General features: G+C 71.0%; 10 protein-coding genes. 9 read left to right on the forward strand and 1 reads right to left on the reverse strand.

The genetic code is table 11. The annotated features are described in order from the left end of the window. The first annotated feature begins 75 nt into the window (after positions 1-75). The 8 genes from ACLZOT_RS34820 (at position 76) to cimA (ending at position 9,004) form a co-directional block, all read left to right on the forward strand. Complete coding sequence (locus ACLZOT_RS34820; RefSeq protein ID WP_416973150.1) at positions 76-1,002, forward strand: proline dehydrogenase family protein; 927 nt, start codon at positions 76-78, stop codon at positions 1,000-1,002. A gap of 222 nt (positions 1,003-1,224) precedes the next feature. Then, positions 1,225-2,856, forward strand: a complete 1,632-nt coding sequence (gene pruA / locus ACLZOT_RS34825; RefSeq protein WP_416973151.1) for an L-glutamate gamma-semialdehyde dehydrogenase — start codon at positions 1,225-1,227, stop codon at positions 2,854-2,856. Positions 2,857-2,956: 100 nt separating this feature from the next. Continuing rightward, the gene (locus ACLZOT_RS34830) at positions 2,957-3,571 is read left to right on the forward strand and encodes an HAD family hydrolase (RefSeq protein WP_416973152.1); all 615 of its coding nucleotides are present in this window, start codon (positions 2,957-2,959) and stop codon (positions 3,569-3,571) included. Then, positions 3,568-4,158 (forward strand): hypothetical protein, encoded by a 591-nt coding sequence (locus ACLZOT_RS34835; RefSeq protein WP_416973153.1) that lies wholly within the window; start codon positions 3,568-3,570, stop codon positions 4,156-4,158. Before ACLZOT_RS34830 ends, ACLZOT_RS34835 begins: the two co-directional genes overlap by 4 nt. A gap of 222 nt (positions 4,159-4,380) precedes the next feature. Then, on the forward strand, positions 4,381-4,512 hold the full coding sequence (locus tag ACLZOT_RS34840; protein ID WP_416973154.1) for a hypothetical protein: 132 nt from the start codon (positions 4,381-4,383) through the stop codon (positions 4,510-4,512). 103 nt (positions 4,513-4,615) lie between these two features. Continuing rightward, positions 4,616-5,659 carry a 3-isopropylmalate dehydrogenase gene (locus tag ACLZOT_RS34845; protein ID WP_416973155.1) on the forward strand — a complete coding sequence of 348 codons (1,044 nt, stop codon included), beginning with the start codon at positions 4,616-4,618 and terminating at the stop codon, positions 5,657-5,659. Between the two features lie 307 nt (positions 5,660-5,966). Further along, positions 5,967-7,058, forward strand: coding sequence for a branched-chain amino acid aminotransferase (locus tag ACLZOT_RS34850; protein WP_416973156.1), 1,092 nt, complete (start codon positions 5,967-5,969; stop codon positions 7,056-7,058). Positions 7,059-7,402: 344 nt separating this feature from the next. Continuing rightward, the gene (cimA, locus tag ACLZOT_RS34855) at positions 7,403-9,004 is read left to right on the forward strand and encodes a citramalate synthase (protein ID WP_416973157.1); all 1,602 of its coding nucleotides are present in this window, start codon (positions 7,403-7,405) and stop codon (positions 9,002-9,004) included. A gap of 109 nt (positions 9,005-9,113) precedes the next feature. Here the strand turns inward: cimA and ACLZOT_RS34860 are convergent, their stop codons facing one another. Continuing rightward, the gene (locus tag ACLZOT_RS34860; RefSeq protein ID WP_416973158.1) at positions 9,114-11,846 is read right to left on the reverse strand and encodes a hypothetical protein; all 2,733 of its coding nucleotides are present in this window, start codon (positions 11,844-11,846) and stop codon (positions 9,114-9,116) included. Between the two features lie 78 nt (positions 11,847-11,924). On the opposite strand from ACLZOT_RS34860, the gene ACLZOT_RS34865 reads away from it, so the two are divergent. Then, entirely contained in the window at positions 11,925-13,244 is a 1,320-nt protein-coding gene (locus ACLZOT_RS34865; protein WP_416973159.1) for a hypothetical protein, read from the forward strand. The last annotated feature ends 14 nt before the right edge of the window (positions 13,245-13,258 follow it).

Here is a 13,258-nt window from a genome sequence, read left to right on the forward strand (position 1 = left end):
ACCTGTCGATGGCCCACGATCGGAGAGATCCATAGGTTCACGGTGACTTGGTGCTTTATGTCTGTGGAGGTGCCCGTGCTGGGTCCCGTGATTCTCGCCGCCTCGCGCAGCGACCGGATGCGCCGCCTGATCTCGGCGGCCCCGGTGACCAGGCAGGTCGTCGACCGGTTCATCCCCGGCGAGACGGTCGACGACGTCGTCCCGATCGTCACCGACCTCACGGCGAAGGGCCTCGACCTCACCCTCGACGTCGTCGGCGAGGACATCACGACCCCCGCGCAGGCCACCGCCGCCCGCGACGCCTACCTCCGGCTCCTCGAACGCCTCGGCGACCTCGGCCTCGGCGAGCGCGCCGAGGTCTCCGTCAAGCTGTCGATGTTCGGCCAGTCCCTCCCCGACGGCCCCGAGACCGCGCACCGCAACGTCCGCCGGGTCGTCGAGGCCGCCGACGCGATCGGTACGACCGTGACCCTCGACGCCGAGGACCACACCACCCTCGACTCGATGTTCGCGATTCACACGGACCTGCGCCGCGACTTCCCGAAGACCGGCTGCGTCATCCAGGCGTACCTGTTCCGCACCGAGACCGACGCCCGCCGCCTCGCCGCGAGCGGCAGCAGGGTCCGCCTGGTCAAGGGCGCGTACAAAGAGCCCGCCGAAGTCGCGTACCAACAAAAACACGAGATCGACAAGGCGTACGTCCGCATCCTGCGCACCCTCATGGACGGCGACTGCTACCCCATGATCGGCTCCCACGACCCCCGCCTGATCTCCATCGCCCAGGAACTCGCCCACCGCGCCCACCGCAAGCCCGACGAGTACGAGTTCCAGATGCTGTACGGCATCCGCAGCGACGAACACCTGCGGCTGGCCGCCGAGGGACACCGGATGCGGGTGTACACGGCGTACGGGACGGACTGGTACGGCTACTTCATGAGACGCCTCGCGGAGAAGCCGGCGAACCTGAGGTTCTTCCTGCGGAGCGTGGTCGGCCGTGGCTGACGGGAGAGGGCCGCTTCGCGGAGGCTGCCTTCCGGCCGGACGCAGCATGAGGCGGTTCGTCGGAGGGGGGCCGGCCTCGGCTTCTCTGTGCGGGGGCCGATCCCGGTGGCCGTTGCGGCACGGCCGCTGCGGCGTCTGCCGGGGGTCCGGGGGTTGTCCCCCGGGCAAGCACAGTGCGCGCTCCACGCTCACCAAGCACTGATATCTACAAGGGAGTTGTCCATGGACGCTGTGACCCAGGTCCCCACCCCCGTCAACGAGCCGGTGCGCGGCTACGCCCCCGGCTCTCCCGAACGGGCCCGGCTGGAAGCCAAGTTGAAGGAGCTCGCGGAGAACCCGATCGAGCTGCCGTGCACGATCGGCGGCGAGAAGCGGATGGGCGGCGGGGACGCCTTCGACGTTGTTCAGCCGCACAACCACCAGGCCGTGCTGGGGAGTTACCGCAACGCCACCCAGCAGGACGCGCGGGACGCGATCGACGCCGCTCTCGCCGCCGCCCCCGCCTGGCGGGCCATGGCCTTCGACGACCGGGCCGCGATCATCCTGCGGGCGGCCGAACTGCTCGCCGGGCCCTGGCGGGAGACGATCGCCGCGTCGACGATGCTGGGCCAGTCGAAGACGGTCCAGCAGGCCGAGATCGACACGCCCTGCGAACTGGTCGACTTCTGGCGCTTCAACGTCCACTACGCCCGCCAGATCCTCGCCGAGCAGCCCCCGGCGAACTCCCCGGGCGTGTGGAACCGCCTCGACCACCGCCCGCTGGAGGGGTTCGTCTACGCGATCACCCCCTTCAACTTCACCGCCATCGCGGGCAACCTGCCGACCGCGCCCGCTCTCATGGGCAACGTCGTCGTCTGGAAGCCGTCGCCGACGCAGACCCACGCGGCCGTCCTGCTCATGCGGCTCCTTGAGGAAGCGGGTCTCCCCAAGGGCGTCATCAACCTCGTCACCGGCGACGGTATCGCCGTCTCCGAAGTCGCCCTGGAGCACCGCGACTTGGCGGGCATCCACTTCACCGGCTCCACCAGGACCTTCCAGTACCTGTGGAAGACGGTCGGCGCCAACATCGAGAAGTACCGCGCCTACCCGCGCCTCGTCGGCGAGACCGGCGGCAAGGACTTCGTCGTCGCCCACCCCAGCGCCGACCGCGCGGTCCTCAAGACGGCGCTGACGCGCGGCGCGTTCGAGTACCAGGGCCAGAAGTGCAGCGCGACGTCCCGCGCCTACATCCCGGCGTCCATCTGGAACGACGGTTTCCGCGAGGAGTTCGCCGCCGAGGTCGACCACCTGACCATGGGCGACGTCACCGACCTCGCCAACTTCGTCGGCGCGGTCATCGACGAGCGGGCGTTCGCCAAGAACAAGGCCGCGATCGACCGCGCCGAGCAGGACCCGACGTGCACGATCGTCGCGGGCGGCTCCTACGACGACTCCGTGGGCTGGTTCGTCCGCCCGACGGTCGTCGAGTGCACGGACCCGGAGAACGAGGTGTTCCGCACCGAGTACTTCGGCCCGTTCCTCGCCGTGCACGTCTACGAGGACGACACGTACGACGCGATGCTGACGCAGATGGAGTCGGTCTCCGACTACGCGCTCACCGGCTCCGTCATCGCCGGGGACCGTGCGGCAGCGGCGTACACGATGGAGAAACTCCGGTACGCGGCCGGGAACTTCTACATCAACGACAAGTCCACCGGCGCGGTCGTCGGGCAGCAGCCCTTCGGCGGCGGGCGGGCCTCCGGCACCGACGACAAGGCGGGCGCCCCGCAGAACCTGATGCGCTGGACGCTGACCAGGGCCATCAAGGAGACGCTGGTCGCGCCCACGGACTACACGTATCCGCACATGGGCTGACCTGTCCCGGGGTGCGTGCTAACGTCACGCACCCCGGACCCCGACGGCACGCGTGGCGGACCAACTCTGCGGGAAGGCACACGAGATGAGCCCGGAGCCGGTGTCCACAGTCCTCTTCGACCTCGGCGACGTCCTCTTCTGCGACCCGTGGGAGACCCTCCTCCTCACCGAACGCACCGGCCTCGCCGACCGCCTGGGCCTCGACCGCACGCAAGTCGCCGAGGCGGGCCGCAAGCTGTGGCACCGCTTCAGCCTGAGCGAGACGTCCGAGCAGGACTACTGGAAGGCCCTCTCCCGCCGCCTCGGCCAGCCCGTCTCCCCTTTCCTGATAAGGGAGTTGGAGGAGAGACTCCTCACCGCGAACCCGGCCGCCGAGGCGCTGCTCTCCGCGGCCGCGACCCACCGCATCGGCATCGTCTCCAACAACACGACGTTCTGGTACGCCAAACAGGCCGGCCGCCTGCGCCTCGACAAGTGGATCGACCCCGCCCTCGTCTTCCTCTCCTGCCGCGAGGGCGTCTCCAAGGGCACCCCGGGACAAGGTCTGTTCGAGCGCGCCGCCCAGCACCTCGACCCCGCGGCCACGCTCGTCGTCGAGGACCGCCCCCGCAACCTGTCCCGCGCCCGCGCGGCCGGGTTCCGCACCCTGGCGTACTCCTTCTCAGCCACCTCCGGAGCCTTGCCGGACGGTCTGCTGGACAGCATCAGAGGATGACGGACAGAACCTCCCGGGAAGACCCCGTCCTCGTCGCCCTCCTCGCCGAGTACAACTCCCTTCGCCAGGAGAGCCTCCAGGCGATCAGCAACCGCATCACCATCATGAACTTCGCGTTCACCTCGCTCGCGGTCGTCATCGCCGCCGTCCTCAACTCCAGCCTCCCCGAAGGCGTGCTGATCCCCGCCTGCCTGGTCTTCGTACCGGGCGCCGCCAAGGCCAGCCTGCTGATCTGGCTGGGGGAGTACCACCGCTCGCAGCGCGCCGGGCGCGGTGTCATGAAGGTCGAGCACCAGATCAACGCCCACCTCGGCGGGGAGTACCTGGAGTGGGAGGGGCGGCTCGTGTCCTCCGGTACGCACATGGGGTACCCGTACGTCGCGACGGCCGTGTTCATACTCAGCACCGGGGCGCTCGCGGAGGTGCTGGGCGGGTACTTCCTGGTCCAGGCGCACTCCGGGTCCTTCACGAGCGACCTGCTGATCGTGCTCGCGGTCCTCGGGTACGCCGTCCTCGCCGAGACCCTGTACCTCCACTTCTTCCTGAAGCGCTGGCGGACGATCAGGGGCGCCACGCACAGCGCGTGAAGCGCAGGTCAGAGGGGGTGCCGTCTCAGATAGTAGGAAGTCCGAGTAACTGTGCAGACAACGGCGCTCCGCCCCCGTAACTTTGTAGGAGCCGAACGTCTCGCTCGACCAAGCGAACGGCGGACGCGAGCCGGGCCCCACGCAGCCACCCCTGCGGTCCGCAGCTCCCCGCCCACCGGCGTCTCGTACCCGTTCCCTTGGTGAAGAAGGAGCCGATCACCCATGGCCGAGACGACCGTCCGCCGCCGAGTCCGCCGTGTGTCCCGCACCGGTGAGAACGACCGCAAGAACGCGGCCGCCGCCCTCCAGCGCGCCCTCGACCGCCGGGACAACGGCGGCGAGACCGGCCACTGATACCGGCCGCCGAGTCACCGGGAGCCGCATCCTGGTAGACACGGGGTGTCCGTATCGCGGACGCCCCGTGTCACCCCCTGGGACCGGCGGCTAGGCTGCCGCCATGTCTCCCAGCATCGATCTCGCAGTGATCCCCGGTGATGGCATCGGGCAGGAAGTCGTGGCCGAGGGCCTCAAGATCCTCTCCGCTGTCCTCCCGGAGGACGTGAAGCTGGAGACGAAGGAGTACGACTTCGGCGCCCAGCGCTACCACGCGACCGGTGAGACCCTCACCGACGCCGACCTCGACTCCCTCAAGAACCACGACGCCATCCTGCTGGGCGCGATCGGCGACCCGAGCGTCCCCTCCGGCGTCCTGGAGCGCGGCTTCCTCCTGAAGCTCCGCTTCGCCTTCGACCACCACGTCAACCTGCGCCCCTCGAAGCTGCTCCCCGGCGTCGCGACCCCCCTCGCCGGCCAGCCCGAGATCGACTTCGTCGTCGTCCGCGAGGGCACGGAAGGCCCGTACACGGGCAACGGCGGCACGATCCGCAAGGGCACGCCCCACGAGGTCGCCACCGAGGTCTCCGTCAACACGGCGTACGGCGTCGAGCGCGTCGTCCGTGACGCCTTCGCCCGCGCGCAGGCCCGCCCGCGCAAGAAGCTCACGCTGGTCCACAAGAACAACGTGCTGACCTTCGCCGGGCACCTGTGGACGAACATCTTCAACCAGGTGGCCGAGGAGTACCCCGAGGTCACCACCGACTACATCCACGTCGACGCGGCGACGATCTACCTCGTCACCGACCCCGCCCGCTTCGACGTCATCGTCACCGACAACCTCTTCGGCGACATCATCACCGACCTCGCCGCGGCCGTCTCCGGCGGCATCGGCGTCGCCGCGTCCGGGAACATCAACCCCTCCGGTGACTTCCCGTCGATGTTCGAGCCCGTCCACGGCTCCGCCCCCGACATCGCCGGCCAGGGCAAGGCCGACCCCACCGCCACGGTCCTGTCCGTCGCCCTGCTGCTGCGCCACCTCGGCTACGAGGCCGAGGCGACCCGCGTCGAGGAGGCGGTCACCGCCGACCTCACCGAGCGCGCCTCGCTCCCGGCCCGGTCCACCTCCGAGATCGGCGACGCCCTCGTCGTACGAGTAACCAGCTAGGCACATCGCGGGAAACCGCTGCGAGGTGCCGTCTTTCGACTGCGGCACCGTCGTGGCTGGTCGCGCAGTTCCCCGCGCCCCTTCAGGGCGCGGCCGGAACCGCCGTCGAAGCCGCCGGGCCGCATCCGCGCCCGGCGGCTTTTGCCATGCCCTCGCCGGGTGAAAGCATCTGCCCCAGGCCGCAATCACCCCGTTTCTCCCGTGCCGCCGCCGTCCGCGCGATAATCGAACGTGGAGCCGCGGAATACGGGAGTGCTGTACGACGGTGTGCGCGGCCGTCACTACAACCGGTGAAGGACAACCACTCATGACGACGCCCACGATCGAGCTCAAGCCGTCCGCCGTCCCCCTGGCCACGGCCGACCGCGAGGCCATCCTGAAGAACCCCGGCTTCGGCCGCCACTTCACCGACCACATGGTGACGATCCGCTGGACCGAGGGCCGTGGCTGGCACGACGGCCAGCTCGTCCCCTACGGCCCGCTCTCCCTGGACCCGGCGACGACCGTCCTGCACTACGCGCAGGAGATCTTCGAGGGCCTCAAGGCGTACCGCCAGCCCGACGGCTCGGTCGCGGTCTTCCGGCCGGAGAAGAACGCGAAGCGGTTCCAGGCGTCCGCGCACCGCCTCGGCATGCCCGAGCTGCCGGTCGAGACGTTCATCGAGGCGTGCGACGCGCTGGTCCGCCAGGACGAGGCATGGGTCCCGGCCCACGGCGGCGAGGAATCCCTCTACCTGCGCCCCTTCATGATCGCCACGGAGGTCGGCCTCGGCGTCAAGCCGGCCAACGAGTACCTCTTCCTCGTCATCGCCTCCCCGGCCGGCGCGTACTTCCCCGGCGGCGTCAAGCCCGTCTCCATCTGGCTCTCCGAGGACCGCGTCCGCGCCGTCCCCGGCGGCATGGGCGACGCGAAGACCGGCGGCAACTACGCGGCCTCCCTCCTCGCCCAGGCCGAGGCCGCCGCCAAGGGCTGCGACCAGGTCTGCTACCTCGACGCCGTCGAGCACAAGTGGGTCGAGGAACTGGGCGGCATGAACCTGTACTTCGTCTACGGCGACAAGATCGTCACCCCCGCCCTCACGGGCTCCATCCTGGAGGGCGTCACCCGCGACTCCCTCCTCCAGGTCGCCCGCGACCTCGGCTACACCTCCGAGGAGTCCCGCGTCTCCATCGACCAGTGGCAGCGCGACTCGGAGAACGGCACCCTCACCGAGGTCTTCGCCTGCGGCACGGCAGCGGTCATCACCCCCGTCGGCACGGTCAAGCGCGAGGGCAAGGAGTGGCAGCAGTCGGGCGGCGAGCCGGGCGAGGTCACGCTGAAGCTGCGCGAGGCCCTCCTGAACATCCAGCGGGGAACGACGCAGGACGAGCACGGCTGGATGCACAAGATCGAAGGGTGACGTCGTAGTGGGCGGGACTGTATGCCGCTGGGGGCGCGGGGCTGCATCTGATGTGCGGCTCCGCCGCGTGGGCGCGAGAACCACGAACCGGCCTGCACCCGCCCGCAAATCTCCACCAGGCAGACGAGCGCGCGTCCCAAACCCCTCCCGCATACTGAGACACCCCCCGCCCTCACCCGAAACCCGTGCAAGACTGCCCCGTGCCCTCAAACGTCACGATTATTAGCAACAAGCGCCGGTCCTAGCTGAGCAAGCCGCACAGCGACCCGCGCAGACCTCTCGCACCCGCGAGGGGTCTTTTCGTTTTCCAGGAAGCACGCGACCCGCATCGAGGAGCCCCGACCATGACCGCCACCGACACCGACGACGCGTTCCACGTCTTCGACACCACCCTCCGCGACGGCGCCCAGCGCGAAGGCATCAACCTCACCGTCGCCGACAAGCTGGCCATCGCCCGCCACCTGGACGACTTCGGCGTCGGCTTCATCGAAGGCGGCTGGCCGGGCGCGAACCCGAGGGACACGGAGTTCTTCGCACGGGCGCGGCAGGAGATCACGTTCAAGCACGCCCAGCTCGTCGCCTTCGGCGCGACCCGGCGCGCGAACGCGAAGGCGTCGGAGGACCCCCAGGTCAAGGCCCTCCTGGACTCCGGCGCCCCGGTGATCACCCTCGTCGCGAAGTCCCACGACCGCCATGTGGAACTCGCCCTGCGCACGACCCTGGACGAGAACCTGGAGATGGTCCGGGACACGGTCGCCCACCTCAGGGACCAGGGCCGCCGCGTCTTCGTGGACTGCGAGCACTTCTTCGACGGCTACCGCGCGAACCCGGAGTACGCGAAGTCGGTGGTCCGCGCCGCGAGCGAGGCCGGCGCCGACGTCGTCATCCTCTGCGACACCAACGGCGGCATGCTCCCCGCCCAGATCCAGGCCGTCGTCACGACCGTCCTCGCGGACACCGGCGCCCGCCTCGGCATCCACGCCCAGGACGACACCGGCTGCGCGGTCGCCAACACCCTCGCCGCGGTCGACGCGGGCGCGACCCACGTCCAGTGCACGGCGAACGGCTACGGCGAGCGCGTAGGAAACGCGAACCTCTTCCCCGTAGTGGCCGCCCTGGAACTGAAGTACGGCAAGCAGGTCCTCCCCGAGGGCAGGCTCCGCGAGATGACCCGCATCTCCCACGCCATCGCCGAGGTCGTCAACCTCACCCCCTCCACGCACCAGCCCTACGTCGGCGTCTCCGCGTTCGCCCACAAGGCGGGCCTGCACGCCTCCGCGATCAAGGTCGACCCGGACCTCTACCAGCACACGGACCCGGCGCTCGTCGGCAACAGCATGCGCATGCTGGTCTCCGACATGGCGGGCCGCGCCTCCGTCGAGCTGAAGGGCAAGGAACTCGGCATCGACCTCGGCGGCGACCGTGAACTCGTCGGCCGCGTCGTGGACCGCGTCAAGGAACGCGAACTGAAGGGCTACACGTACGAAGCGGCCGACGCCAGCTTCGAACTCCTGCTGCGCGCCGAGGTCAAGGGCAGCGCCCTGCGCTACTTCGAGGTCGAGTCCTGGCGCGCGATCGTCGAGGACCGCCCCGACGGCACCCACGCCAACGAGGCCACCGTCAAACTCTGGGCCAAGGGCGAGCGCATCGTCGCGACGGCCGAGGGCAACGGCCCGGTCAACGCCCTCGACCGCGCCCTCCGAGTAGCCCTCGAAAAGATCTACCCACAGCTCGCCAAACTGGACCTCGTCGACTACAAGGTCCGCATCCTGGAGGGCGTCCACGGCACCCAGTCCACGACCCGCGTCCTCATCTCCACGACGGACGGCTCCGGCGAATGGCAGACGGTCGGCGTAGGAGCCAACGTCATCGCCGCGTCCTGGCAGGCCCTGGAGGACGCGTACACGTACGGCCTGCTGCGCGCGGGCGTGACCCCGGCGGAGTAAGCCGTACGCCACCCACCCCACCCGTGCGGCCACCGGCCTTCTGCACGGCGGGGCCCGCCCGACCCGCAGGCCCGACCCCGCCCGGCCCCACAAGGGCCCCACGACGGAGCTACGACCCCCCGCTCCCGCTCCCGTGCACCCGGCACCCACCCCGCCGAGGCACCGGAATCCCCGCGACGGGTGCCACCACCCCCACCCCCCAGGCCACCCGTATCGCGTCGACCAGCCCCCGCGCGCTCGCGGGCGACAACGCCAGCTCCTGACGGGCCTCGGCCAACAGGTCGAGGTCCCCGTCGGCGACCGAGGCGGCCACCTCCCGCCGCACGTTGAAGGCAGGCGCCCCGAACACGTCGAGCAACGTGAGCGACAGATACGCGTAGGCGGCCGCCTCGTCCAGCAACTGCCGCTCGCTCCCGCCCAGTTGCCCCACATCCCGGGTCACGAAGTGCGCCAGCGCCTGCCGCAGCGGCTCCGCCCGCTCGGGGCAGGGACACGCCCCGCGCAGATGCGCCCCGAGACTCCGGAACGCGCCCAGCACCTCGGCCCCCTGCTCCCCCCACTCGTGCTTCGCGAGCAGCGTCCGGAACCCGGCGAGCGTCTCCGACAGCTCCTCGACCACCAACGTCCGCGCCACGTCGGTGAGTTCGACCCGGGCGGTGGCCGACCGGATCTCCACCAGCCTGCGCGCGTACCGGATCAGATCGCGCGGGATGCCTCCGGACAGGGCATGCGCGAGCGCCACGTACGCATCACCGATCCCCGGCGCCCGCCGCCGCAGGATCCGCGTCGACTCCTCCAGCGTGCAGGCCCGCACGTGCAGTACGTCGTCCAGCGAGGAGTCGGTGACGTCCCGGTGCGGCAGCCCCCGCCGGACGAAGGCGGCGCCCACGTCCTCGGCGACGGAGATCAGGTAGTGCACGTGCGGCACCCCGAGGATCGCCTTGATCTCCGCGAGGAACGCCCGCGCCTGGACCTCGCTGCCCAGCCGGTCCACCTCGTCGATGGCGATGACGACCCGGTTCCCCTTGCCGTGCTCGTCCTGCGCGATCCTCCCGAGCAGCGCCCTGAACTCCGCGACCAGACCCGGGTAGTTGGGCGGCACGGTCGTCACGGCGGTGCTGTGCGAGGAACCCAGCGTGAGAAGCTGGGCGGCACTGCTGGTGAACGCGGCGGTCGAACTCTGCACGGTCTGGAGCCGGTAGAGGTGGTTGCGGCAGGCGGTGACGAGATGAGGGGCGGTGCCGGGGAGGCGCCACGGGGTGCGGGGGAGGTTGAAGAGCGCCACACCGATCACCAGCAGCCCTGTGAGAGAGGCGGCTCCCCGGTGGTCGAACATCTCGCGGGACGACGGGACGGCGGCCATCAGCAGCAGGAGTGTGAGCGGCAGCAGCACGGCCGCCGTCCCGAAGGCCACCTGCGCGTTCATCCGCACCCTGCCGACGCGCAGGACGGACGACGGGGTCGTCATCTGCCACGCCAGTGAGCACGACAGCGAGCAGAAGAACAGCAGCAACTGCCACCAGGCGATCTCCGTCTCGGGACCGATCCCGCCGAGCAGCTGTACGAGGGCGGAGGATAACAGAGCGATCCCGAGGACGGCCACGGCTATCGGCCCGCCCCTGCGCAGCAGCCCCACCCGGAACCGCGGAGTCCGCAGCGTCCACACATACGCCCCGGCGAGCACCAGCAGCACCGCCCCCGCGGGCTCCCGCCCCGCCACCACGTCCCCGAGGAACGAGGTCACCGCCTCCCGCAGCGCCTCCAGCCGGCCCGCCACCCAAGGCTCCTCCCGGGTCACGAACCGCTTCGCCGCCGCGTACACCCCGACCCCGATGAGCAGCGCGGCGGGTATCCCCACGACCACCGCCCGGACGAGGAACCGCACCGCGGGCCGTATCCGCCGCCACACCCGGTGCCCGTACGACAGCCGCACGAACTCCGGCACCCGGTGCCCCGCCCGCTCGACGTACGTCTGGCAGACGCTGATGAACAGGGAGGTCAGGAAGTCGTGCGGGGCGTAGGTGGCCGGGGCGGGGACGGCGACGTGGAAGTCCCGCCGCCGGATCACGGCGAGCATCAGCGTGCTCTTGCCGGCCCCGCGCGGCCCGCTGACGGCGATCGTCCCGCCGTCCAACTGGTCCATCTTGCGCCGCAGTTCACGGGCGGGAGCGTTCTCGACGTAGTAGCCGGCGCCCTGGGGCGTCCGCAGCCCCTCCTCCCCGCCGACGACGAGGAGGGTGCCCCGGTCGTCACCGAGCAGGTCCTCGACGGCCCGGCGGACCTCCTGGTGGAAGTCGTCGTCCCGCAGTTCGCGGCTCCACGCCCACTCGAAGGCCCGCTCCGCCCACCACAGCGTGCAGGCGTAGGGGTTCACCAGCGCCTCGACCAGGGAGCGCCCGGTCCGCCGCAGGTGCACCGCGAGCAGGGCGGTGGGCAGCAGGTACACGCACAGGGACACCGGCCAGGGCGCCCAGAGGACCACCACCAGCGCGAGGGCGGCGTAGCAGGCGGCCATCTGCCCCATCCGCGCCAGCCACGCCCACGTGACGTGCCCCTCCAGCACCTCCGCCAGCGGCTGGTCCTCCGGCATCATCCCGCGCACCGGCCGGCACAGCCGCCGCACCCGGGCGAACCGCACGGCGACCCCTTGGAAGGCCCGCCCCTCCAGCGCCCGTTCCACGTACGCCGCCCCGCTCATGGTCGCCACCACGGCCCCGCGCGTCACCGACGGCCGCCGCTCCAGCAGCTCCCACAGCCGGCTGTCGGCGAGACAGGCCCGTACCGCCTGCTGATACGCCCGCCGCTGCCCGTCGGTCTCCCACTGCCACCCCGTGTCCGCCATGACCGCATGCTGGCACGGTGATCATGCCCGAACCCCTCCCCAGCCCCCTTTGTCCGATATTCGGGTAGCGTCGACAGCATGAAGGTCAAAGCCGCCATCCTCCTGGGGCTGGCCTTGGCGGTCCTGATCCTCCTCCCGGCGACCGCCCCACCGGCCCGCTCGGCGACGAGCCTGACGACGATCGCGGAGGCCCTGCGCGAGAACCCGGTATACGTGGACCCGGCCGCCCGCGACCAGCTCTCCGAGCAGGACGCCCGCACCCTCGCCGACCGCATCGAGGACGCCGGAAAACCCCTGTTCGTCGCGGTCCTCCCGGCCGGCTACCCGACCACGGCCCTCTTCCAGAACCTCCGCACGGCCACCGGAGTCACCGGCCTGTACGCGATCCGCCTCGGCACCCGCTTCGACGCCCGCGCCGACTCCGCGGTCCTGCCGAGAACGGCCGTCGCCAACCTCGTACAGAGCGTCCGCACGACGACCCCGACCAGCACCCAGCTCACCGACTTCACCACCCGGGCCCTGACCAACATGAACGGCAAGGCCCCCGCGGCCTGGGGTTCCCCTGACGGCAACGGCGTTTCGACGGCCGCGCTGATCACGACGGGCGGCGTCCTCGCGGCGGCGGGCGGGGGAGCGTACGTCCTCGTACGGCGCACCCGGCGCCGCAGGGCGCAGGAGCAGGAGGCCGCGCTCGCCCGGCTGCGGGTGGTCGTCGACGAGGACATCACCGCGTTCGGCGAGGAGCTGGACCGCCTCGACTTCCACCCGGCGGAGCAGGGCGCGGACGACGCGATGCGCGCCGACTACGAACGGGCCCTGGACGCGTACGACACGGCGAAGTCGGCGATGGCGGCGGCGGCGCGGCCGGACGACGTCCGGGGGGTCACCCAGGCCCTGGAGGACGGCCGCTTCTCGCTGGCGCAGCTCGCGGCGCGCAGGGAGGGCCGCCCGCTGCCCGAACGCCGCCCCCCGTGCTTCTTCGACCCCCGGCACGGCCCCTCGGTGTCCGACGCGCCCTGGACCCCGCCCGGCGGCAGCCCCCGCGAGGTCCCGGTCTGCGCGGCGGACCGCACCCGCCTGGCCGACGGCCGCGACCCGGTGATCCGCGAGGTGGACAGCGACTACGGCCGCCGCCCCTACTGGGAGGCGGGCCCGGCGTACGGCCCCTGGGCGGGCGGCTACTTCGGCGGCGGCCTGCTGCCGGGCCTGCTGGTCGGCACGATGCTGGGGAGCCTCATGACGACCCCGTCGTACGCCTCGGACCTCGGCGCCCAACAGGACTACGGCGGCGGTGACTTGTCCGGCGCGGACTTCGACCCCGGTGACTTCGGGGGCGGGTTCGGCGACAGCGGCGGCGATCTCGGCGGCGGGGGAGGGGACTTCGGCGGCGACTTCTGACGCCAACGGGACGG

Origin of the sequence: Streptomyces sp. 4F14 (assembly GCF_048159485.1) — a bacterium.
Taxonomy (GTDB): Bacteria; Actinomycetota; Actinomycetes; order Streptomycetales; family Streptomycetaceae; genus Streptomyces.